General features: G+C 69.8%; 21 protein-coding genes. 5 read left to right on the forward strand and 16 right to left on the reverse strand.

Going from position 1 to position 20,886, the window contains the following annotated elements:
- The first annotated feature begins 60 nt into the window (after nt 1-60).
- Nucleotides 61-2,346, forward strand: a complete 2,286-nt coding sequence (locus ACPL7H_RS03215) for a glycosyl hydrolase 53 family protein (RefSeq protein ID WP_424795663.1) — start codon at nt 61-63, stop codon at nt 2,344-2,346.
- A gap of 24 nt (nt 2,347-2,370) precedes the next feature.
- Here the strand turns inward: ACPL7H_RS03215 and ACPL7H_RS03220 are convergent, their stop codons facing one another.
- A complete protein-coding gene (locus ACPL7H_RS03220; protein WP_424795664.1) occupies nt 2,371-3,411 on the reverse strand; it encodes an LLM class F420-dependent oxidoreductase in 1,041 nt (346 codons plus the stop codon).
- A gap of 139 nt (nt 3,412-3,550) precedes the next feature.
- On the opposite strand from ACPL7H_RS03220, the gene ACPL7H_RS03225 reads away from it, so the two are divergent.
- Nucleotides 3,551-3,967: a hypothetical protein gene (locus ACPL7H_RS03225; protein WP_424795665.1), complete on the forward strand. Its 417-nt coding sequence runs from the start codon at nt 3,551-3,553 to the stop codon at nt 3,965-3,967.
- Complete coding sequence (locus tag ACPL7H_RS03230; protein ID WP_424795666.1) at nt 3,964-4,263, forward strand: winged helix-turn-helix domain-containing protein; 300 nt, start codon at nt 3,964-3,966, stop codon at nt 4,261-4,263. The genes ACPL7H_RS03225 and ACPL7H_RS03230 overlap by 4 nt, the downstream gene beginning before the upstream one ends.
- Before the next feature lie 31 nt (nt 4,264-4,294).
- On the opposite strand, the gene ACPL7H_RS03235 is transcribed toward ACPL7H_RS03230, so the two are convergent.
- The 4 genes from ACPL7H_RS03235 to ACPL7H_RS03250 are packed head-to-tail and all read right to left on the reverse strand — an operon-like array spanning nt 4,295 to nt 7,269.
- The gene (locus ACPL7H_RS03235; protein WP_424795667.1) at nt 4,295-4,819 is read right to left on the reverse strand and encodes a hypothetical protein; all 525 of its coding nucleotides are present in this window, start codon (nt 4,817-4,819) and stop codon (nt 4,295-4,297) included.
- Nucleotides 4,819-5,745, reverse strand: a complete 927-nt coding sequence (locus ACPL7H_RS03240) for an LLM class F420-dependent oxidoreductase (protein ID WP_424795668.1) — start codon at nt 5,743-5,745, stop codon at nt 4,819-4,821. Before ACPL7H_RS03240 ends, ACPL7H_RS03235 begins: the two co-directional genes overlap by 1 nt.
- Before the next feature lie 52 nt (nt 5,746-5,797).
- The gene (locus ACPL7H_RS03245; RefSeq protein ID WP_424795669.1) at nt 5,798-6,805 is read right to left on the reverse strand and encodes a cation diffusion facilitator family transporter; all 1,008 of its coding nucleotides are present in this window, start codon (nt 6,803-6,805) and stop codon (nt 5,798-5,800) included.
- Nucleotides 6,805-7,269 (reverse strand): transporter substrate-binding domain-containing protein, encoded by a 465-nt coding sequence (locus ACPL7H_RS03250; RefSeq protein ID WP_424795670.1) that lies wholly within the window; start codon nt 7,267-7,269, stop codon nt 6,805-6,807. The genes ACPL7H_RS03245 and ACPL7H_RS03250 overlap by 1 nt, the downstream gene beginning before the upstream one ends.
- A gap of 507 nt (nt 7,270-7,776) precedes the next feature.
- Between ACPL7H_RS03250 and ACPL7H_RS03255 the strand changes: the two genes are divergently transcribed.
- Nucleotides 7,777-8,574, forward strand: a complete 798-nt coding sequence (locus ACPL7H_RS03255) for a deoxyribonuclease IV (RefSeq protein ID WP_424795671.1) — start codon at nt 7,777-7,779, stop codon at nt 8,572-8,574.
- Between the two features lie 124 nt (nt 8,575-8,698).
- On the opposite strand, the gene ACPL7H_RS03260 is transcribed toward ACPL7H_RS03255, so the two are convergent.
- The 5 genes from ACPL7H_RS03260 to ACPL7H_RS03280 form a co-directional block, all read right to left on the reverse strand.
- Entirely contained in the window at nt 8,699-10,036 is a 1,338-nt protein-coding gene (locus ACPL7H_RS03260; RefSeq protein WP_424795672.1) for an ABC transporter substrate-binding protein, read from the reverse strand.
- 6 nt (nt 10,037-10,042) lie between these two features.
- Nucleotides 10,043-10,660, reverse strand: a complete 618-nt coding sequence (locus ACPL7H_RS03265; protein ID WP_424795673.1) for a response regulator — start codon at nt 10,658-10,660, stop codon at nt 10,043-10,045.
- The gene (locus ACPL7H_RS03270; RefSeq protein WP_424795674.1) at nt 10,653-11,945 is read right to left on the reverse strand and encodes a sensor histidine kinase; all 1,293 of its coding nucleotides are present in this window, start codon (nt 11,943-11,945) and stop codon (nt 10,653-10,655) included. The genes ACPL7H_RS03265 and ACPL7H_RS03270 overlap by 8 nt, the downstream gene beginning before the upstream one ends.
- A 103-nt stretch (nt 11,946-12,048) precedes the next feature.
- Nucleotides 12,049-12,807, reverse strand: coding sequence for an ABC transporter permease (locus ACPL7H_RS03275; protein WP_424795675.1), 759 nt, complete (start codon nt 12,805-12,807; stop codon nt 12,049-12,051).
- The gene (locus ACPL7H_RS03280) at nt 12,804-13,826 is read right to left on the reverse strand and encodes an ABC transporter ATP-binding protein (RefSeq protein ID WP_424795676.1); all 1,023 of its coding nucleotides are present in this window, start codon (nt 13,824-13,826) and stop codon (nt 12,804-12,806) included. Before ACPL7H_RS03280 ends, ACPL7H_RS03275 begins: the two co-directional genes overlap by 4 nt.
- Nucleotides 13,827-13,932: 106 nt before the next feature.
- On the opposite strand from ACPL7H_RS03280, the gene ACPL7H_RS03285 reads away from it, so the two are divergent.
- Entirely contained in the window at nt 13,933-15,777 is a 1,845-nt protein-coding gene (locus tag ACPL7H_RS03285) for a gamma-glutamyltransferase family protein (protein ID WP_424795677.1), read from the forward strand.
- Nucleotides 15,778-15,847: 70 nt separating this feature from the next.
- Here ACPL7H_RS03285 and ACPL7H_RS03290 read toward each other — a convergent pair whose 3' ends face one another.
- The 6 genes from ACPL7H_RS03290 to ACPL7H_RS03315 all read right to left on the reverse strand — a co-directional run bounded on the left by ACPL7H_RS03290 (nt 15,848) and on the right by ACPL7H_RS03315 (nt 20,886).
- Nucleotides 15,848-16,237: a type II toxin-antitoxin system VapC family toxin gene (locus tag ACPL7H_RS03290; protein ID WP_424795678.1), complete on the reverse strand. Its 390-nt coding sequence runs from the start codon at nt 16,235-16,237 to the stop codon at nt 15,848-15,850.
- Nucleotides 16,234-16,458: a type II toxin-antitoxin system Phd/YefM family antitoxin gene (locus ACPL7H_RS03295; RefSeq protein WP_424795679.1), complete on the reverse strand. Its 225-nt coding sequence runs from the start codon at nt 16,456-16,458 to the stop codon at nt 16,234-16,236. The genes ACPL7H_RS03290 and ACPL7H_RS03295 overlap by 4 nt, the downstream gene beginning before the upstream one ends.
- Nucleotides 16,459-16,537: 79 nt before the next feature.
- Nucleotides 16,538-17,584 carry an endo-1,4-beta-xylanase gene (locus ACPL7H_RS03300; RefSeq protein ID WP_424795680.1) on the reverse strand — a complete coding sequence of 349 codons (1,047 nt, stop codon included), beginning with the start codon at nt 17,582-17,584 and terminating at the stop codon, nt 16,538-16,540.
- 84 nt (nt 17,585-17,668) lie between these two features.
- Nucleotides 17,669-18,883, reverse strand: coding sequence for an endo-1,4-beta-xylanase (locus ACPL7H_RS03305; RefSeq protein ID WP_424787147.1), 1,215 nt, complete (start codon nt 18,881-18,883; stop codon nt 17,669-17,671).
- A gap of 93 nt (nt 18,884-18,976) precedes the next feature.
- Entirely contained in the window at nt 18,977-19,876 is a 900-nt protein-coding gene (locus ACPL7H_RS03310; protein ID WP_424787146.1) for a carbohydrate ABC transporter permease, read from the reverse strand.
- Nucleotides 19,873-20,886, reverse strand: a complete 1,014-nt coding sequence (locus tag ACPL7H_RS03315; RefSeq protein ID WP_424795681.1) for a carbohydrate ABC transporter permease — start codon at nt 20,884-20,886, stop codon at nt 19,873-19,875. Before ACPL7H_RS03315 ends, ACPL7H_RS03310 begins: the two co-directional genes overlap by 4 nt.

The raw sequence follows: 20,886 nt of genomic DNA on the forward strand, positions 1-20,886 counted from the left end.
CACACCCCGTGCTCCGGCCTTCCGGCTCAGAACATCGACGTTCAACAGAAGGGATCGATCGTGGCTCACCTCGATCGCGAATCATCTGACCCCACCCGACTCCGGGGCGTGGCCGTCCTGGCCGCGGCGGGCGCCCTGCTCGCAGCACCCCTGGCCGCCGGTGCCGCGGCTCCCCCGGGGACGGCCGCCGCCGCGCCCACGAGCACCTCGGTGGCCCCACCGGCCGCGACCTCCCAGGATGGACCGGTGGAGTCCACCATTCACGTCGACCCCGTCGCCGGCCTGCCCGAGGACTTCATCAACGGCGTGGACATCTCCTCGATCCTGTCCCTGGAGGAGTCCGGCGTGACCTTCCATGACGCAGCCGGGGCCGGTGCCGACATCTTCGAACTCCTCGCCGCGCACGATGTGAACTACGTGCGGATTCGGGTCTGGAACGACCCCTTCGATGCCGATGGCAACGGCTACGGCGGTGGCAACGTCGGCGTCGACCGCGCCATCACGATCGGCCAGCGGGCCACGGCCGCGGGCATGCGCGTGCTGGTGAACTTCCACTACTCCGACTTCTGGGCCGACCCGGCCAAGCAGATGGCGCCCAAGGCCTGGCAGGGCTTCGACGGTGACGTGGAGCAAACCGCCGCGGCGGTGCACGACTTCACCACCGGGGCCCTCGAGGCGTTCGAGGAAGCCGGTGTGGACGTCGGCATGGTGCAGGTCGGCAATGAGACCAACAACGGCGTCGCTGGCGTCACCGGCCTGGACAACCTCGCCCGGGTCCTTGCCGCCGGAGCCGAGGCCACCCGGCAGGTGCTGCCCGATGCCCTGATCGCGGTGCACTTCACCAACCCCGAGACCGAGGGCCGCTATGCGGCAGCGGCTGCGGCACTGCAGGCGGCGGACGTGGACTACGACGTCTTCGCCAGCTCCTACTACTCCTTCTGGCACGGCAGCCTGACCAACCTCACCAACGTGCTGAACGAGATCCGCACCGAGTACGGCAAGGACGTACTCGTCGTCGAGACCTCCTGGGCCTACACCCCCGACGACGGCGACGGTCACCCGAACTCGGTCAACTCCGACACCTACGACTACCCGCTCACCGAACAGGGTCAGGCCGATGCGATCCGCGACGTGATCGAGGCAACCGTGAACGCTCAGGGGATCGGCGTCTTCTACTGGGAACCGGCCTGGCTGCCGGTGGGCCCGCCCGATCAGTGGGAGGCCAACGCCGCACTGTGGGAGGCCCACGGTTCGGGCTGGGCCACCAGTCACGCCAGCGACTACGACCCCGCCGACGCCGGCCAGTACTACGGCGGCACCTCCTGGGACAACCAGGCCCTGTTCGACTTCGACGGCCACCCGCTGGAGACCCTGAACATCTTCACCTACGCCCGCACCGGCGCCACCGCACCCAGGGAGGTCACCGCCGTCGAGCCGGTGGAACTCATCATCGGCGTCGGTGATCCGGTCGAACTGCCCGAGACGGTGCGCGTGCGGTTCAACGACCGCAGCACCGAGGACCAGGGCGTCACCTGGGCAGACGCCTCCCACATCGCCGGCCCGGGTACCTACACGGTCGAGGGCACCACCGAGACCGGGTTGTCGGTGACCGCCACGGTGATCGTGGAACTGGTCAACTACGTGCTCAACCCCAGCTTCGAGGACCCCGACACCTCGATGTGGATCATCGAGGGCACCGGGGCGCAGATCACCGGGACGTCCAACACCAACGCCGGCGAGCGGGCGGTGGACTTCTGGCACGGCAGCGACTACACCTTCACCATCACCCAGCACCTCCGGGACCTACCGCCCGGGCGGTACGCCCTCTCGGCGGTCACCCAGGGCGATGCCGCCGCCGGCGCGGAGATGACCCTGTCCGCGACCACCTCCGCCGGGGAGTGGAGCGAGCCGCTGGAACTGGTCGGGTGGCAGAACTACCGCACCACCGCGGTGGAAGGGATCGAGGTATCCGACGACGGCGAGGCCACCATCCAGGCATCGTTCAGTCTGCCCGGGGGTGCGTGGGGAACCTTCGACGACGTGCGGCTGGTCCCTGCCGACGCCGAGGAGGGACCGGCCGATCCGCTCGAGGCGGTCATCGCGTTGCGGGATGCGCTGGCGGAGTACCGGGCCGCCGGGGCGGTCGATGGCCCGATCGCACACCGGTTGACGAACGCCACGAACCAGGCTCAGCAGCACCTGGAGAGCGGGCGGACAGAGCCCGCAGAGCAGGCGCTGACCCGGCTCATCCGGCACCTGGACAGTCCGAAGCCACCCGACACCCTGACCGAGGAGGCGAGGGTCGACCTGCGTGGGCGGGCCGTGGCGATCCTGGACCTGCTCTGAGCGCGGGCAACGCCGCTGGGCTACCTAGCCTGGCGGTGTGCCGAGCAGGGGTAGCAGGTCGGGCACGGCGCGCAGGTCGGTCTGGATGATCAATGTGGTCAGCGCGGTCTCGGACCAGGTGCGTAACTGGCTGCGCACCTGGTCCGGGGTTCCGACCAGGCCCACGTCCTGGACCAGTTCCAGCGGGATCGCCGCTGCCGCTCCGGCCTTGTCGCCGTCGGCGTAGCGGCGCTGCACCTCATCGCACTCGGCCTCATAGCCCATCCGGGCGATGGCCTGGCGGTGGAAGTTCGTGCTCTCCGAGCCCATGCCGCCGATGTACAGCGCCAGGTGCGGGCGTACCCGGTCCGCGGCGGCCTCGGCGTCACCGGCGATCGAGACCGGCACCGAGGCGCTCACCTCGAACTCCTCGGCCGGGCGCAGGTCACCGGCGCGCCGGGCGAACCCGGTGGCCAGCAACTCGGTGTACTCATCATTCAGCCGTGGGGAGAAGAACGCGGGTAACCACCCGTCGGCGATCTCGGCGGCCAGTGCGGTGTTCTTCGGTCCCTGGGCCGCCAGGTGGATCGGCAGGTCCGCGCGCAGCGGGTGCACGGTGGAGCGCAGCGCCTTGCCCTGCCCCGTTCCGCCGGGATGGGGGAGCTGGTAGTGAGCGCCGTCGAGGGTCACCGGTGCCTCGCGGCGCAGCACCTGCCGCACGATATCCACGTACTCCCGGGTGCGCTCCAGGGGGCGGGGGTACGGCTGGCCGTACCAGCCCTCCACCACCTGCGGGCCGGAAGCGCCCACCCCGAGGATGAACCGCCCGCCACTGAGGTGGTCCAGCGTCAGCGCCGCCATCGCGGTGGCCGTGGGGGTGCGCGCGGACATCTGCGCGATGGCGGTCCCCAAGCGGACCCTGGAGGTCGCCGCTCCCCACCAGGCCAGCGGCGTGAACGCATCGGAACCGTAGGCCTCCGCGGTCCACACCGAATCGAGTCCGGCGTCATCGGCAGCCCGCACCGCTTCCGCCGCACCCTCCGGTGGGCCGGCCGACCAATATCCCAGATGCACTCCGAATCGCATCTACCCATCCTGCCGCACGCGGGCGGCCGGTAGCGTTCCGATCTCCGAGCCCGAGCCCGAGCCCGACTGAGCGTGACTAAAGCGTTGACCGCCGTTCATCTACTTGAATAAGGTTCAAGTCCGGCGAGAGGTGACCCAGATGGCCCAGCAGGAGTTCTCACCGCAGGCGGCCCGCCAGCAGGCTGCCCGAATCGGTACCCGGGTTCGCTCGGCGGCCCGGTGGCACGGGTGGATGTGGTTGACGATCGCGATCCTCACGCCCACATTCCTGCTGGGAACCGGGCGGGAGGATCTTCCGCGATCGATCCAGTTCTGGATCGCCGTCGGGTTCGGACTGGTTGGTGCGGTCCTGACCGTGTGGGAAGCCAGGCGCGGGGTGGTCGGACGGCAGGCCGCCCGGGTGGATCGGCCGATGACGTGGGCTTACGTGGTGCTGATGATGGTGGCCATCGGGTTCACCTTCATCGGCGCCCAGAACTCCCCGTGGTTCATCCCGCTTGCCCTGGCTCCCAGCATCCCGTGCCTGCTCGCAGCCTGGCGGGTCCTGCGAGCATGACCGTCCAGCATCCCCGCCACGAACTCGACGACCTCATCCACGCACCCGTCCGGCTCTCGATGGTCGCCGCGCTCGCGGCTGCGGACTCGATCGACTTCCGCACCCTGCGCGACCTGGTCCAGGTCAGCGACTCGTTGCACTCCAAGCACATCACCACACTGGAGGAGGCCGGGTACCTCGCGGTGCGGAAGGGGTATGAGGGCAGGCGGGGACGTACCTGGCTGTCCCTCACCCCGGCCGGCGTGGCCGCCTACCGGCGCTACCTGGAGGTGCTGACCTCCATCACCACGGCCTGACGCGAGGCCGCATCATCGGCGGCGCCTTGCGCTACCTCGAGGTGGCGATGGCGGCAGCCACGTCCGCGACGATCCAGGCCGGCGAGGCCCCGCCGGGGATGATGCCCTGATCGGCCGCGACCCGCAGCCGCAACTGATCCGGCGCCAGGCCGAGCAGGGGAGCGGGGTACTGGGGCCCGGAACCCTCCTCGGCCGCCGGCGCCAGGTCACCGTCCGCCCAGACGATCAGGTGCAGCGCCCCGGCCAACCCCTCCGCGGCCACCAGCTCCACCCGATCGACCGCGAAGCCGGCCCGCTCGGCACTGATCCGCGCGACCGCCTGGCCGTACCAGTCCTCCTCCGCACCGACCTCGCCATGGATCAGGGTGAGCGGTGCGCGCTCGGGGGATGCGCCGTCGTCGGCCGCGCCGGTTCCGGCGGCCGTGTCTTCCAGCGCGCCGCTTCCGACGCCTGTGCCGGCCAGCGCGCCCAGCGTCCCGTCGGGCAGCACCGGCACGATGGTGAGCCGCTCGACGGTGCCGGGCTCGGGGTGAGCAGAGATCTGGCGGTAGCGCATCAGGCTTCCACGTGCGGGAGGACCTCGTCGGCGATGAGCGCGATGTGCTCGAGGTCGGACAGATCCATGATCTGCAGGTAGAAGCGCTCGGCACCGACGGCGGCGAAGGCGCGGATGCGCTCGATCACCTCCGGGACGGTCCCGGCCAGGCCGTTCTCCCGCAACTCCGCCGGTTCGCGACCGATCGCCCCGGCCCGGCGGGTGAACTCGGCCTCATCACGGCCCACCACGGTGATCAGCGCGGTGGAGTAGACCAGGTCGTCGGGGTCCCGGCCGGCGTCGGTGCAGGCGGCGCGGACCCGGCCGTACGTCTCCGGCAGGTCGGCCAGCTTCGGGAAGCCTGCGTTGTACTCGGTGCCGAAGCGGGCCGCCAGCGCCGGGGTGCGCCGGGGTCCGCCGCCACCGATGATCACCGGCATCGGGGACTGCACCGGCTTGGGCAGGGCGGGGGAGTCGGAGATCTGGTAGTGCTCGCCGTCGAAGTTGTACCGCTGACCGACCGGGGTCTGCCACAGCCCGGTGATCAGTTCGAGTTGCTCGGTGAGCAGACCGAAGCGTCTGGCTGGGAACGGGATCGCGTAGGCGCTGTGCTCCTCCGCGTACCAACCGGTGCCCAGACCCAGTTCCACCCGGCCTCCGGACATCGCGTCCACTTGTGCCACCTGGATGGCCAGCACCCCGGGGTAGCGGAACGTGGCCGAGGAGACCAGGGTGCCCAGGCGGATCGAGGAGGTCTCCCTGGCCAGGCCGGCCAGCGTGGTCCAGGCGTCGGTGGGGCCAGGCAGTCCGTCACCCTTGCCCATGGCCATGTAGTGGTCGGAGCGGAAGAACCCGTTGAAGCCCAGACGCTCGGCGGTGCGGGCCATGTCGAGTTGGTCGGCGTAGGAGGCGCCTTGCTGGGGCTCGATGAAGATGCGGAAGTCCATGGTGTACCACCCTGCCATGCCTCGGGTGGGCGCGGGGAGGGGGGAGGCTGTCTCAGGACGAGGCGTCGTAGCCGGTGCTCGAGACATCCTCCTGAACTCCGGGCAGCATCCGCGCCGGCAACTCCGCGACGACGACCACCACGACGTCCTCGAGTTTCCAGTCCAGGTCGATGATCGCCTCCCGTGCCCGGGTCATCTCCGCAAGGGTGGGCGTGTGGCCCTGGACCGGTACCACGAACGACTCCACGTGGAACACATGGCCCTGGTCGCGTACCCGGGACTGGGCGGCCTGGACCCAGGGCAGCGCGGACAGGGTCTCATCGATCTCCGGGAGCAACGGATGCGGGCCGCTGCCGTCATAGGTCTCCACGCGGGCGTCCATGAGGGCGGCGGTGGCGACCCGAACGTTACGCACCCCATCGCGCAGGATGTTGCCGGCGATGAACAGCGCCGATGCCGTGTCGGCCCACCACAGTCCCGCGCCGAGCCCGATGATCCCGGCGATGGCGCCCAGCGTGGTCATCCAGTCGGCCTTGTTCATCTCGGCATCGGCGTACAGCACGCGATCGTGCAGGTGCCGGGCCAGGGGCATCTTCGCCCGACCGAGCAGAACCGGCGGCAGGGCGGTGTAGGCGAGCACGGCGATCATCAGCCACCCCGACCACACCACCTGCCCGCCTATCTCCACCAGGCCCACCGAGGCGCGATGGCCGGAGAGCAGCCCGCCGGCGGAATCGACGAGCAGGAAGGCCCCCAGACCGAACAGGGCGGTCGCGGCCACCAGGTGCCCCACGCCGACGGCCCGGTGGTACCCGTACGGGTGGCGCGGGCTGGGACGGTGCTTGGTGGCGCGGACGGCGAAGAGGAAGGCGATCGGCGGGATGAAGGAGAGCGTGTTCTCCACCACCGCGGCCTGCATCGCCTTGGAGTCCCCCATGGTCAGCAGCAGCAGGGCCACCGCCGTGGCGAAGAATCCGATCGTGATCCACGCCAGGCGAACCGCCCGGCGCAGCGCCGCCTGCACCTGCGGGGGCAACTCGGTGTGTCCGAAACGTGCCATCAGCGTGCCGCCAGCAGGAACCGCTCGAGGGTGACCAGGAAGGCGTTCTCGCCCGCCGGTACGGCCATCACGCGGGGGATCTGCGCGCCGTCGTCTGCTGATTCGGTGTAGGGGCGGGTGAGGCCGGCCATCTCCCGCCAGGGCGAGTCCGCGGTGAGGCCCCCGATCACCAGGTGGAGATCACCACGCTCCAGTTGCCCGATCAGCGCTTCCTCCCCGCCCGGCACCCACACGACCTCGGCATCGAGTGTGGCAGCGAACTCGGTCACGAGTTCCACCTCGGTGCCCGCGGGATCCCCGTCGGTTCCCTCGGGCAGGTCGGTCCAGGGCGGGTTCGGGGAGACGCCGACCAGCAGGGTGCCCCCGGTGACGCGGTCGAGTGTGCCGTCAGGGTCGGCCGGCACGGCGCTGCAGGCACCTAGCGCCAGGATCAGGAGCATGGCCGCGACCGCGATCCTTCTCATCGGGCCCAGTCAACTCCCTGTGGGCGGTTTCGCATCTTGAGGCCGCGATGGTGGCCCGGCCCGGGCATGACGACGTCCCGTGGTCCAGCCCGAATGGGCCGGAAGTGCACTGGACGAGGGTGCCCCTTCCACGGGACGTCGCGGTGACTGCCGGGTATTCGCCAGCGCTATCGCGGGCGAACCCGCGTCGGGTCCGTTGCTACGGGCTGCTAGCGGGCAGCCACCTCACGAGTCCTATAAGAAATCACTTCTCGGACCACCTCCTTTCCCGTGTGGGGTTCTACTGTAAGCACGACGGCGGGAGTTGGGGAACGTTTTATCGCCCGGCGAACACTGGGCTCGCCCGGGCCTTGCTGTGGCTACCCCGGTCTATTCGGGCGCCGCAGCGCCCGTGGTGTCCAGCCGATGCAGGTTGCGCCGCCGGCGGATGTGCCCGGCGAGGTAGGCAGGGTGCCCTGTGGGTCCCGGGGCCTACCTGTGTGGGCACGGGCGGTTAGTCTCGGATGCATGACGCAACTGGTGGGCGCCCACGCCGGGCAGGACGATCCGATCGGGTACGCGCGCGAGGTCGGGGCAGATCTGGTGCAGATCTTCCTCGGTGACCCGCAGAAGTGGTCGGCTCCGAGTGCGCCGCACCCCGACGGGGCCGACGGGCTTCGCCGGGCCGCGCAGCAGGCCGGCATCGCCCTGGTGGTGCACGCCCCGTACGTGCTCAACGTGGCCAGCCTGAACAACCGGATCCGGATCCCCAGCCGCAAGCTCCTGGCCAAGGTGATGGACCTGGCCGGGCAGATCGAGGCGATCGGGGTGGTGGTGCACGGCGGGCACGTCCGGGCCGAGGACGATCCGGAGGTGGGATTCGACAATTGGCGCAAGGCGATCGAACAGACGCCCAAGCCGGTGCCGCTCCTGATCGAGAACACCGCGGGCGGGAACCACTCCATGGCACGGGGGGTGGAGCGGATCGCGCGGCTGTGGGAGTCGGTGACCGCGGCCGACGGGAGCGAGCAGGTGGGGTTCTGCCTGGACACCGCCCACGCGTTCGCCGGTGGTGAGGAACTCGACGGGCTCACCGACCGGATCCGGGCTATCACCGGCCGTATCGACCTGGTGCACCTGAACAACTCGCGGGGCGCCTTCAACTCCGGGCAGGACCGCCACGCAGGCATCCACGCAACGGACGGGTTGATCGAGCCCGGTGCGCTCGGCGCCCTGGCCGCGGCCGCCAAGTCCCCGGTGGTGCTGGAGACCCCCGGCGCAGGCCATGCCGAGGAACTCACCTGGGTGCGTGAGCAGGTGCGGTGAGCACCCCGGACGACGACGCCGCCTCCCGGTAGCGCGCACCACCTGCTGGGGCGCCGGCGGGGGTTGGGGGTGTGGTTCGGTATCGTCGTTCTGCTTCGCCCAGTCCCGGTACGTGCGGCTCTGATCAGTCGGCGATGGCCTCGTTCGCCGCCTGCTGGGCCTGGCGCAGGGCCTGGGGCACCTCGATGCGGCCGGCGAACATATCCTGGAACACCGGGCTGATCTCGTTCGATCCACCGCTTGCCCGGGGGCCGAGCGGTGCGGGCGTGGTCCCTTCCTCGACGGCGTCGAGGAACACCTGCACGTCGACATCCTGACCGGCCCAGTACTGCGCGTAGGCCTCCTGGGCCTCCACCACCCCGGGGATGCCCGCTCCGCTCTCGCCCAACGGCCGCTGACCCTGTGCCGAACCGAGCCAGCGAAGCACCTCGATCGTCGCCTCGGAGTCGGCTGCGTGGGCGCTACCCACCGCGGCCACCCCGTGCACCACACTGATGCGCCCGCGCGGTCCCTCGACCTTCGGCGCCAGGTCCCAGTCGAAACCGGCATCGACCAGGTGCGCCAGTGCGGAGGGCCCGGCCTGGAACAGCGCCAGTTCCTCCCGCAGGAACAACTCGCGGGAGAAGGCGGGGTCGTTGTTGGTGTCCTCGGCCGCGGGGGCCACCTGATGGGTCTGGATCAGGTCCACCACGTATCCGAACGCGGCCTCCCCCGGCGGGGTGGCAAAGGTGTACCTGCCGGACCCGTCCTGGAACCGGCCCCCGTTCTCCGCCAGGAAACTCAGCCAGATCGCCTGTGCGTCGTGCTGGGCGTTGAATCCGAACCGGACGATGTCCTCCGCGTCGAAGCCCGGCTCGTCGGCGGTGCTCCCCTCGGCGTCGACGGTGAGCGCCTGGGCCGCCCCCACCAACGTGTCCTCGGCTCCGGTGGGGTCCCAGCGCAGGCTCGCCGGCTCGACGCCGGCCTCCTCGAGCAGGTCGGTGTTGTAGTACAGCGCGGTCGACTCCCACAGTTGCGGCACCCCCCACTGGATGCCATCCCGGCGGTAGAGGTCGGCCACCGGCTCCGTCCAGGCGTCGTGGTCGCCACCGATCGCCTCGTCCAGGTTGATCATCTGGCCGGTGTCGGCGTGCGCTCCGAAGTTGGCGGTGTTGGTCCAGAACACATCGGCCATGGTGCCGGCCTCGAGGTCCTCCGGTAGCCGATCCCAGTAGTCCTCCCAGGCCACCACCTGCACGTCCACGGTGATCTCCGGGTGCTGTTCGGTGAAGGTCTCGAAGGACTCCTCGTAGGCGGCCGCGACGGTGTCGTCCCAGATGCGGAAGGTCACGGTTGCCTCGGCGTCCTCGGAGTTCGGCGCGTCCTCCGGGATGCCTGAGCAGGCCGCCAGGGCCAGGGCTGTCCCGCCCAGCAGCGCGGGCAGGGCGAGCACGGTGCGACGACGGCGCGAGGTTGTCCTCATCGAGGCTCACAGCCATCCACGGCGCTGAGCGGTGCGGGCGGCTTCCACCCGGGTGGTGGTGCCGGTCTTGCCGATCGCCGAGGACAGGTAGTTGCGCACCGTCCCGGTGGACAGGTGCACGTGCGCGGCGATGGTGGCGATCGGGGCTCCCTCCAGGGCCTCGCGCAGCACGTCCTTCTCCCGGTCCGTCAGCGGGTTCGGGCCGCCGGAGAGGGACTCGGCGGCCAGCGTCGGGTCCACCACCCGAAGGCCGGCGTGGACCCGACGGACCGCCTCGGCCAACTCGGTGGCCGGGGTGTCCTTGACGACGAATCCGCTGGCACCGTTGTCCATCGCGCGGCGCAGGTAGCCGGGCCGGTCGAAGGTGGTCACGATAAGCGAGCGCACCCCCGGGGTCTGCTGGTGCAACTGTCCGGCCACCGAGATGCCGTCCATGCCCGGCATCTCGATGTCCAACAGGCACACCTGCGCGCGGTGCCGGCGTACGGCGTCGAGCACCTCATCGCCCCGACCCACCTCGGCCACCACCTGCAGGTCCTTCTCCAGGTTCAGCAGTGCGGCCAGGGCCCCGCGTACCAGCGCCTGATCGTCGGCCAGGAGCAGCCGGATGGGTCCATCACCCATGGGTGGTCGTTCGCGGTTCGGGTTGGTCGGTGGCGGTGGCGGTCCCGGCGGACAGGTTCCCACCGGTTCCTGCCTGCTCGCCTGCCGTGCGGGCGCTCTCGGGTGGGTCGGCGTCCGGGTCCAGGGTGGCCGTCACCTCGGTGCCACGACCTCCGGCGCCGGTTCTGATGGACAGCGTGCCGCATCCGATGCGCTCGGCGACCCCGCGCAACCCGTGGCCGGTCGCACCCTCGGGAACCCCGACGCCGTCGTCGGTCACCCGGATCCAGGAACCGCCGAGCAACACCTGGCACCGGGTGGCGGCCGAGTGACGCACCACGTTGGTGACCAGTTCTCGTAGTACCCAGGCCAGCACGATCCGGTGCCGCGGGTCCACGGCGCTGGTGTCGGTGGGCAGTTCCGCGCTGATACCGGCCCCGGACAGGGCCGCACCGGCGCGTTCCAGCTCATCGTCCAACCGGGCCACGCGCAACCCGGCCACGGTGGCGCGCACCTCGGCCAGGGCCTCGCGGGTCAGGGCCTGGATCTGGGTTAGTTCGTGCTGAGCCTGCTCGGGGTTGACCTCGATCAGTCGTTCGGCCAGTTCGGCCTTGACCGTGATGACGGTCAGGGAGTGACCGAGCACGTCATGCACGTCCCGGGCCACCCGGTCGCGTTCGGCCGCGAGTTGGCGTTCGTCCTCCAGCGCCCGGTGGGCGGTCTGACGTTCCTCCAGCACCCGGACCAGGCCGTTGCCCACACCCACCCCGAGGATGATCGCCACGAAGAACCACATCGAATCGAACTCGCCGATCATCGCCGGCCAGATGATGGCCGTTGCCAGCGCGAGCACCATCACGACGCCGGCCCAGCGCAGCGGCAGGGTGAACGCGCTCAGGGCGACCAGGAACACCACCAGGCTGAGTACCCAGGGCCCGAGCACGGGCACGACTGCCAGGATCAGCAGCGTCAGCACGCTCAGGTGCGTCACGCCCACCCTGGTGGCCTGGGCGGCTGTTTCGGTACAGCCGAGGCGTACGAAGCCGGCGACGTAGACGGCGGCGTAGAGCAGCACCCCACCGATCGCGAGCACCCGCACCAGAAGTGAGTGGTCGCTCTGATAGACGGCCATGATGGGGAAGGCCAGGAAGAGCAGCCAGATGGTGGCCATCACCCACCCGAACCGGTCCCACGGGTTCGTCCCGATGTCGGCCTCGTCCGCTCCGGGCACCGACGAACCATCGCCGGTGCGCTCGGCGATGCTGGTGGCGGGCTCGGTGTGCCGGGCGGCCTGGTCGGAAGTCATCGTTGATGTCGATCCTGCCATGGATGCCCCGTCAACGGCAGGAGCCGGCGCGACGCCGACCGCCTCCGATTCCGAATCGCTCGCCGGGTTCATCACGACCCACTCACTGCCGGGCGCGGCCGCGGCGCACCAGGGTGATCGCGATCAGGCCCAGGACGAGGGTCCAAGCCATCACGTTGGTCAGCGGGACCCACAGCGGTTCGTGGACCGGGTCGCCGTTCATCGTGGCCAGCCACCCCTCGGTGAGCGGGTAGCGGGCCAAAGCGGCGTAGCCGTACAGCGGGGTGAACTTGGCGATGGCCAGCAACGCCCCGGACAGGGGGATGAACATGTTGCCCAGGAACGCCAGCACCACCGTGGATCCACTGGCCACCGCGATGGCGGACTCGGATCTGATCGCCAGGCCCCACACCAGACCCCACAGGGCGAACAGGGCGGCGCCGGGGATCACGATCATGGCGCTGAGCACCCACGCCCGGGCCGAACCCTGGGCGCCGGTCAGCGCGCCGAGACTATAGATCAGGGCTATCGGCAACGCCGCGATCACCACCGCGACGAGTGCCTTGGTGCCCACGTAGGTCGAGTCACGCAGTGGCGTCAGGCCGAGCTGGCGGCCCCAACCCTGCATCCGTTCCACCGCGGTCTGCCCACCGATCGAGGTGGTCGCCACCACCGCCCCGTAAGCGGCCATCGCGATCATGATCGACATCGCGACGTTTCCGTTGCCTGCCGGGTCGCCGCTGAACTCCATCGCGGCACCGAAGATCAGGTAGAAGAACGCCGGCAGTACCACGATGAAGAAGATGCCCATGAACTCGCGGAACTGACGCTTCAGTTCCAGTCCCAGGATGGTGACGTTCATCGGTGCTCCTCATGGTTGGTCTCGCTCTGCTCCACCGGCGCGGTGCCGGTCAGCGCCACGAAGGCGCTCTCCAGGTTGGCGCTGGCGATCTCCAGTCCGCTGGCGCCCACCTCGCTGAGCAAGGCGAGAGCGGCGGCGTCGGTATCGGTGGCGCGCATGTAGGCCCGCCGCCCGTTGCGGCGGACATCGGTGATGACGTCCAACGCGACGATGTCGTCGAGCACGTCCTGGGCGCCGTGTTCGGGTAGGTCCACCGACAGGGTGCGCCCGGAGTTGCGTTCCCGGATCTCACTGGTGGGGCCGTCGGCAACGATCTTCCCGCCGGAGATCATCACGATCCGCTCGGCGAAGTTCTCCGCCTCCTCCAGGTAGTGGGTGGCGAAGACCACCGAACGCCCCGCGCGGGCCTCGGTACGCATGGTGTCCCAGAACTCCCGCCGCGCCGTCACGTCCATTCCCGCGGTGGGCTCGTCCAGGATCAGCAGTTCCGGGTCGGGCAGCAGCGCGAGGGCGAACCGCAACCGTTGCTGTTCTCCGCCGGAGCACTTGGAAACCTTCCGGTTGGCCAACTCGTTCAGCCCTGCCCGCTCGAGCACCTCCTGGACCGGGCGGGGTGCGGTGAAGGTGGAGGCGACGTAGCGCACCGTCTCGGCCACCGTCAGGTCCCGGAGCAGGCCACCGGTCTGCAGTAGCGCGGAGACCTTTCCGGCCAGGACCGCCTCACGGGGGGCCAGCCCCATCACCGCGACACTGCCGGCGTCGGGTGGGACCAGGCCCAGCACGATGTCCAGCGTGCTGGTCTTGCCGGCCCCGTTCGGTCCGAGGAATGCCACGATCTCGCCGTGGCCGATGGTCAGGTCCACCCCGTCGACGGCGTGGATGCGCCCGTCCCTGCCGGGGAAGCTCTTGCGCAGGCCCCGGACGGCGATAGCCGGTGGTCTCGGTGCAAGGGCGGCACCGTGATCGGCGGGGGTGCCGTGATCGGCGACGACCGCGTTCTGGGTAGTTGAGGGGTGCATGGTGACAAGAGTGCTCGGCCTGGACCCTCACCGGTCAGCCCCTGCTGTCACCTGCTCCCGATGACATCGGTCATAGCCGCTGCCAGGATCGGCCAGACTAGAGGCCATGTTCACTACGCGCCCCGAGCTCCTCGGCACCTTCGGCATGGTCGGCTCCACCCACTGGCTGGCTTCCAGCACCGGCATGGCGGTGCTGGAGGACGGCGGGAACGCCTACGACGCCGCCGTGGCGGCGGGGTTCGTGCTGCACGTGGTGGAGCCGCACCTGAACGGGGTCGGCGGGGAGATGCCCCTGATCGGGCACGACGGCGCCACCGGCCGCACCTTCGTGGTCTCCGGGCAGGGGGTGTCTCCGGCTGCGGCCACCGCCGGCGCCTTCACCGACCTGGGCCTGGACGTGGTGCCCGGCACCGGCCTGCTGGCGGCCACGGTGCCCGGCAGTTTCGGTGCCTGGATGCACATCCTGGCTGCCTACGGCACCAAGTCGCTGCGCGAGGTTCTGCGTTACGCCATCGGCTACGCCGCGCACGGGCACCCGGTGCTGCCCGGCGCGGCCGCCGCGATCAAGGCCGTGGCGCCGGTGTTCACCGAGCACTGGGCCACCTCGGCCGAGGTCTACCTGCCCGGCGGCACGGCCCCGCAGGCCGGTACTCTGGTCACCAACCCCGTCCTGGCCGCCACGCTGGAACGCATCGTCACCGAGGCCGAAGCCGCCTCCCGCAACCGTGAGGAGCAGATCGAGGCTGCCCGGCGCGCCTTCTACTCCGGTTTCGTGGCGGAGGCGATCGAAGCCTTCGCCGCCACCAAGCAGTGGGACGGGAGCGGGGAACTGCACGCCGGGCTGCTCACCGGCGCGGACCTGGACTCCTGGGCGGCCACCGAGGAGGACCCGCTGCTGCTGGACGTGGCCGGTGCCACGGTTGCCAAGACCGGCCCGTGGAGCCAGGGCCCGGTGATGTTGCAGCAGTTGGCGATGCTGGACGCCCTCGACATCGGCGCGGCCGAACTGGGCTCTGCGGAGATGGTGCACACCGTGACCGAGGTGGCCAAGTTGGCCTTCGCCGACCGGGAGGCCTACTACGGCGACCCCGGCCACGTGCAGGTCCCGATCCAGGACCTGCTCAGCCCCGCCTACGCCGCGCAGCGAGCGAGGTTGGTAGGGCCCGAAGCCAGTACCGACTTCCGGCCCGGCTCACCCGGTGGCGCCACGCCGCACCTGGGGCAGGCGGTGCTTGCGGCGATGGCCGCTGATGCCGGGCACGACGCCGGGGTGCGGTTACCGGGCCAGGGTGAGCCCACCCTGGACCGTGGCGCCGCCGCCGCAGGCCCGGTCGCCGGCGCCGACATCGAGGGCGCCGAACGGGCCGGTCGGGGCGACACCTGCCATCTCGACGTGGTGGACCGGTGGGGCAACGCGGTCTCGGCAACCCCCTCGGGCGGGTGGCTGCAGTCCTCCCCGGTCGTCCCCGGGCTCGGCTTCGCCCTGGGCACCAGGGCGCAGATGTTCTGGTTGGAGCAGGGGCTCCCGGCCAGTATCGCCCCACGCCGGCGCCCGCGTACCACCCTGTCGCCGGGAATGGTGCTGCGCGAGCACGGGCCGATGGCTTTCGGCACCCCCGGCGGGGACCAGCAGGACCAGTGGACCATCCCGTTCCTGATCGCTCACCTGTTCGGCGGCCACAACCTGCAGGCCTCGATCGATGCTCCGAGTTGGCACACCACGCACCTGCCCTCCTCCTTCTACCCGCGCCAGGCCGAGGTTGCCGGGCTGCACGTGGAGTCACGTCTGGGCGAGCAGGTGCTAGCCGAACTGCGCCGACGTGGGCACCGCGTCACCGACGCCGGACCCTGGTCGCTCGGCTTCATCAGTGCCGCCGGCCGGCGCGCCGACGGTCTACTGCACGCGGGCGCGAACCCCCGGCGGATGCAGGGCTACGCCGTCGGACGCTGACCCGTGCGACACATTCGCCCTCACCATCGCTGGGAACGGCGCGGTGAATCCGGCCCGAGGCTGTGCGCCGCTACCAGAGCGTGCGGACGCCGCGGAGTGTTCCGAATGCCGGATCGCGCGTGATGAGCACGAGCGACTCGCTGATCGCCTGTGCGGCCAGCATGCGGTCGAACGGGTCGCGATGAACCCAGTCGAGGCTGCCCGCAAGCATGGCGTGCTCATCAGTGATGGGCAGGTGCTCGCAGCCCAGTCGCTGCAGGTTTCGGTCCCAGGCACTCAGGAGCCCAGTGGCCTGGGGAAGCCTGCCCAGGCGGGATTTCGTGGCGACTTCCCACGCACTGGCGGCGGAGGACAACAGGGTAGTGCCCCGATCGACGATGACCTCATGGGCGGTCGGACTCAATGTCGCCGGCTTGGTCAGGGCCCACAACAGTGCATGGGTGTCGAGGAGGTATCTCAATGTTCCCAGGCAGCCAATTCGCTTTCTGGCAACTCCTCTAAGAATTCCACCGGTACGTCATAGCCGACAAAACCCAGATCACGCGTGGCACCGGAGGACAACGGGGCCAGCCGCGCGACCGGAGTGTCTCCGCGCGCGATCACGATCTCCTCGCCGTCCTCCACCCTGGCGAGCAGAGCAGACAGATGCGTCTTCGCGTACTGCACCTTCACTGTGGTCATCCCATCAGACTAGGTTGGTCAACTACCGTGGTCAAGCAGGTGCAGCGCCGCGGAGGATCGCTGGGCCGGCCGCCGATCCTCACCCGGCAGCGAGCGCCTCGCGCACGGCGTGGTAAGCGGGTTTGGGCTGGTAGTCACCGTGCAGGAGCAGCGCGCCGCCGGTGCCGGGGAACCAGCCTGGCACCCAGGACTGCTCATCCAGCACGCCCCAGGGGGTGAGTGACTCACAACCGGGCACATCCAGGGCGATCCGGGTGATCCGGGCGTACCGGTCGGCCTGCTGATCCAGGTGTTCCTCGCTGAGGCCGCCTTCACCCGTCACCGGGCCGCGGACATCGAGTTCGGTGATCGCGGTGCGCAGGCCCAGGTCGGCGAACCGTTTCAGGTTCTGGGGCAGGTCCTCGGGGAAGGGCGCGGACATGTCCAGGTGCCCCTGCACACCGAACCCGTGCACCGGCACACCCTGTGACCGCAGGTCCCGGAGCAACGCGTACCAGGCGTCGGACTTCGCGCCGTGACGTTCGACGTCGAAGTCGTTGCCGAACAGCAACGCGTCCGGGTCCGCCTCGTGGGCCCAGGTGAACGCCTCGGCGATGATGTCCGGCCCGAGTGCGCCCAGCCACGGGTTCTGCTCGGTACGCAACCGGCCGTCGTCGTCGAGGATCTCGTTGACCACGTCCCAGTGCTGGATGCGACCGGCATAACGACCCACCACGGTCTGGATGTGCGTGCGCAGGAGCCGCCGCAACTCCTCCGGGCTGTGGTCCCCGCCGGTGATCCAACCCGGGTTCTGGTTGTGCCACAGCAGCGTGTGTCCGCGCACGTGCTGGCCGTGCTCGGCGGCGAAGTCGACGATCGCGTCGGCCGCGGCGAAGTCGAACTCGCCGGGCGCGGGTTGGAGCCACTCCCACTTCGTCTGGTTCTCCGGGGTCAGCGAGGAGAACTCGGCGGCCAGCACCTGCCGGTACCGGGCGTCGGTGAGCAGCGGCATCGTCGTGGCGGTGCGGCCGTACCCGGCCACCGCGGCGCCGATCCGGAGCCGGTCGGGCGCATGGGCGCGCAGCCCACCCTGGCTCTGCTCGTCGGCGCGCTGGTGCCCGGCGGGTGAGCCGGTGGGGATGTTCATTCGTGGTTACCTTCCGTGCGGCGTTGTTCATGCCGGTGCCCCGGGCCGCGTGCGAACCGGCTCGGGGCACTGGTGGTGGGTGGTTCAGCCGAGCATGGTGCGGCACTCGGCCAGTGCCGGGTGATTATTCCACCGGGCGTGACCACCGGGATTGGTCTGCACCAGGGTCTGCTGCACGGCGCAGAAGGCGGGCTTGCGCTCGTAATCGCCCTCCAGCAGCAGGGCGCCGCCCTGACCCTCGAACGTGGCAGGCACCCAGGAGTGCTCATCCAGTACACCCCACACGGTGAAGGAGGTGCAGCCGGTCACGTTCAGGCAGGCCTGCAAGCCCTGGCTGTACCAGTCGGCCTGTTGCTCCAGCAGTTCCGGGCTCAACCGACCCTCGTCGTCGACGTAACCGCGCACGTCCATCTCGGTGATCGCGGTCTGCAGACCCAGGGCGTCGAAGCGCTCGAGGTTCTCCTGCAGTCGGCCGTCGAAGCCGTACATCAGGCCGAGATGGCCCTGGATGCCGAAACCGTGCACCGGGACACCCTCGGCGAGCAGGTCCTGGATCAGGTCGTAATAGGCGTCCGCCTTCTCGTTGGTGCCCTCGACGTTGTAGTCGTTGAAGAACAGCAGGGCGTCCGGGTCGGCCTCGTGGGCCCAGTGGAAGACGTCAGCGATGACCTCCGGGCCCAGTTCGCGCAGCCAGATGTTGTCCTGCATGCGCAGTTCGGCGTTGTCGTCGAAGATCTCGTTCGCGACGTCCCACTGCTGGACCTGCCCGGCGTAGCGGTCCACCACGGTGTGGATGTGGGTGCGCAGGATGTCGCGCAGTTCCTCCGCGGTGAAGTCGCCCTCCTCCAACCAGGCCGGGTTCTGGCTGTGCCACATGAGGGCGTGCCCGCGCACGTGCTGGCCGTTGTCGGCGGCGAAGGCGACGACCTCATCGGCCGCGGCGAAGTCGAAGGTGTCGGCATCGGGCCGCAGGGCGTCCCATTTCATCTGGTTCTCGGGGGTGAGGGAGGAGAACTGCGCCGCCAGGAAGTCCCGGTACTCGGCGTCGTTGGGGAACGGCTCGGGATAGTCCTGGTTCCCGTGATGCCCGCCTCCGGCGGCCGCGGTGCCGATTCGCAGATCGTCCGGGGCCCACGAGCGCAGGGTGTCCTGTTCGGCGAGGCCGGGTGGGAGTTCGCCCTCCTGTCCGGGCGGCCCGGCGTGTCCGGGCGGGCTTGCCACGGCCGGTGCCGCCAGGGCGGCGGTGCACAGTCCCGCGCCGAGGATGGCGGCGGCCCGCTTGATGGATGTCATCGTCATCGATCTCTCCTTTTCTACCCGCCGGTGTAGTCAAGGCGCACTCCGCGGCGGTGGACGGAGTGGCCGGTCAGTCCCTCTGGTGGGTTACGGGCATCACCCCTTCACTGCGCCCTGCAGACCGGAGACGATCCGCTTCTCCATCGCCAGGAAGAACACCAGTGCCGGGATCATCGCCAGGGTGGTGAAGGCGAGTACACCGGCGGTGTCCTGGGCGTGCTCGGTGGAGAAGTTCGCCACCCCCAGCGGCAGGGTCTGTGCGCTGGGGGAGGACAGGATCAGCAGCGGTAGCAAGTAGGCGTTCCAGGAGGCCACGAACGCCAGCACTCCCACGGTGACCAGACCGGGGCCGGACAGCGGCAGCAGGATCCGCCAGAAGAACCCGATCCGGGAGGCACCGTCGATCAGCGCGGCCTCCTCGAGTTCCACCGGCAGGGCACGTAGGAACGGGCGCAGGATGACCACCGTCATCGGCAGCGCGAAGGCCGCTTGGGGCAGCGCCACCCCGAGGACGGAGTTGGTCAGTCCCATGTCCCGGATCATCAGGAACAGCGGGATGATCGCCACCGTCAACGGGAACAGCAGGCCGAGGGTGAAGATCAGGAAGAGGATCTCCCGGCCGGCGAAGGTGTACCGCGCCAGTGGGTAGGCGGCCATCACTCCGGCCACGCACACCACCACCGTGGTCACCAGTGCGATCACGGTGGAGTTCATCGCCAGCCGCCAGAAGGTACCGGAGGTGATCACGTCGATGTAGTTGGTGAACACCCACGGGTCCGGCATGCCCACCGGGTTCATCGCGAGTTGCGCGTTGGTGCGGAAGCCCCCGAGCGCGGCGTAGAGGACCGGGCCCACGGTCATGGCCACCACCACCAGCGCGATGGCGTACACGATCGGGTTGCCGCCGGCGAAGGCGTTGGAGCTCCGTCGACGACGACGGGTGGCCGGCTCGTCCAGGACGGCCGGCTTCTCGGACGGGACCACGGGCGCGCTCATCGCTTCTTCCTTCTCGGCTTCGGTGCGTCAGTGGTGTCGCGGCGCAGGACGAACACCTGGTACAACGCGGCCAGGGTCAGGGAGATCGCGAACAGCAGCACCGCCACCGCCGAGGCGTAGCCGTACAGGCTGCGGTTGGTGCCCTGGTCGATCAGGTACACCGCCATGGTGACGGTGGCGTTCGCCGGCCCGCCGCCGGTGAGGATCCATACCATGTCGAACAGTTGCAGGGACCCGATCATGGACAGGAAGGCCCAGGTGCGGATGGTGGGACCGAGCAGCGGGATGGTGATCTTGAACTGCACCTTCCACCAGGAGGCGCCGTCGATCTGGGCGGCCTCGTACAACTCGGGGGGCACGCCCTGCAGGCCGGCTAGCATCAGGATCACCGCCAGGCCGAGGTACTTCCAGGTGAGCACCCCCATCACGGTCCACAGCGCGATCTCGGTGTCCGCCAGCCACAACTGGGTCCACTCACCCAGGCCGACCGTCTCCAGCAGGTCGTTGACCATGCCGCGGGGCTGCAGCAGCAGGAACCAGACCACCCCGGCCACGACCTCGGCGAGCACGTAGGGGATGAAGATGATCACCCGGAGGAGCGACTGGCCCCACATCTGCCGGTTCAGCAGCAGCGCGATCCCCAGGCCCAGGGGCAACTGGATCAGCACCGACAACACCACGATGGTCAGGTTGTTGACCACCGCGTCGGTGAACACGCTGTGACTCAGCGCCCGGGCGTAGTTCTCCAGCCCGATCCAGTTCTCCAGCGGTCCCAGGCCGTTCCACCGGTAGAAGGAGTACCGCACCGCCTGGGCCACCGGGAAGGCGATGAAGACGGCCACCAGGGCCAGGGCCGGGGCGCTGAAGAAGGCGATCTCAGCGCGCTTGCGCCACGAGGACCGTGGCCTGCGCTGCGGTGCGGACCGGCCCTTCCGGGTGCGGGAGGCCCCGCCGGGCCCGCCAGGTGCAGAACCTGGGCGGGCCGGCGGGGCGGAAACCGGTTGTGCCAT

The sequence above is a fragment of the Pseudactinotalea sp. Z1732 genome, assembly GCF_049724975.1.
GTDB lineage: Bacteria > Actinomycetota > Actinomycetes > Actinomycetales > Beutenbergiaceae > CALKWS01.

What these genes read in the sequence shown, in the direction of transcription:
- ACPL7H_RS03305 (WP_424787147.1), bottom strand. Translation starts at nt 18,883, where the DNA reads ATGACGATGACATCCATCAAGCGGGCCGCCGCCATCCTCGGCGCGGGA.
- ACPL7H_RS03270 (WP_424795674.1), bottom strand. Translation starts at nt 11,945, where the DNA reads ATGACTTCCGACCAGGCCGCCCGGCACACCGAGCCCGCCACCAGCATC.
- ACPL7H_RS03245 (WP_424795669.1), bottom strand. Translation starts at nt 6,805, where the DNA reads ATGGCACGTTTCGGACACACCGAGTTGCCCCCGCAGGTGCAGGCGGCG.
- ACPL7H_RS03240 (WP_424795668.1), bottom strand. Translation starts at nt 5,745, where the DNA reads ATGGACTTCCGCATCTTCATCGAGCCCCAGCAAGGCGCCTCCTACGCC.
- ACPL7H_RS03295 (WP_424795679.1), bottom strand. Translation starts at nt 16,458, where the DNA reads ATGACCACAGTGAAGGTGCAGTACGCGAAGACGCATCTGTCTGCTCTG.
- ACPL7H_RS03225 (WP_424795665.1), top strand. Translation starts at nt 3,551, where the DNA reads ATGGCCCAGCAGGAGTTCTCACCGCAGGCGGCCCGCCAGCAGGCTGCC.
- ACPL7H_RS03220 (WP_424795664.1), bottom strand. Translation starts at nt 3,411, where the DNA reads ATGCGATTCGGAGTGCATCTGGGATATTGGTCGGCCGGCCCACCGGAG.
- ACPL7H_RS03265 (WP_424795673.1), bottom strand. Translation starts at nt 10,660, where the DNA reads ATGGGTGATGGACCCATCCGGCTGCTCCTGGCCGACGATCAGGCGCTG.
- ACPL7H_RS03285 (WP_424795677.1), top strand. Translation starts at nt 13,933, where the DNA reads ATGTTCACTACGCGCCCCGAGCTCCTCGGCACCTTCGGCATGGTCGGC.
- ACPL7H_RS03235 (WP_424795667.1), bottom strand. Translation starts at nt 4,819, where the DNA reads ATGCGCTACCGCCAGATCTCTGCTCACCCCGAGCCCGGCACCGTCGAG.
- ACPL7H_RS03310 (WP_424787146.1), bottom strand. Translation starts at nt 19,876, where the DNA reads ATGAGCGCGCCCGTGGTCCCGTCCGAGAAGCCGGCCGTCCTGGACGAG.
- ACPL7H_RS03260 (WP_424795672.1), bottom strand. Translation starts at nt 10,036, where the DNA reads ATGAGGACAACCTCGCGCCGTCGTCGCACCGTGCTCGCCCTGCCCGCG.
- ACPL7H_RS03280 (WP_424795676.1), bottom strand. Translation starts at nt 13,826, where the DNA reads ATGCACCCCTCAACTACCCAGAACGCGGTCGTCGCCGATCACGGCACC.
- ACPL7H_RS03275 (WP_424795675.1), bottom strand. Translation starts at nt 12,807, where the DNA reads ATGAACGTCACCATCCTGGGACTGGAACTGAAGCGTCAGTTCCGCGAG.
- ACPL7H_RS03250 (WP_424795670.1), bottom strand. Translation starts at nt 7,269, where the DNA reads ATGAGAAGGATCGCGGTCGCGGCCATGCTCCTGATCCTGGCGCTAGGT.
- ACPL7H_RS03300 (WP_424795680.1), bottom strand. Translation starts at nt 17,584, where the DNA reads ATGAACATCCCCACCGGCTCACCCGCCGGGCACCAGCGCGCCGACGAG.
- ACPL7H_RS03315 (WP_424795681.1), bottom strand. Translation starts at nt 20,886, where the DNA reads ATGGCACAACCGGTTTCCGCCCCGCCGGCCCGCCCAGGTTCTGCACCT.
- ACPL7H_RS03255 (WP_424795671.1), top strand. Translation starts at nt 7,777, where the DNA reads ATGACGCAACTGGTGGGCGCCCACGCCGGGCAGGACGATCCGATCGGG.
- ACPL7H_RS03230 (WP_424795666.1), top strand. Translation starts at nt 3,964, where the DNA reads ATGACCGTCCAGCATCCCCGCCACGAACTCGACGACCTCATCCACGCA.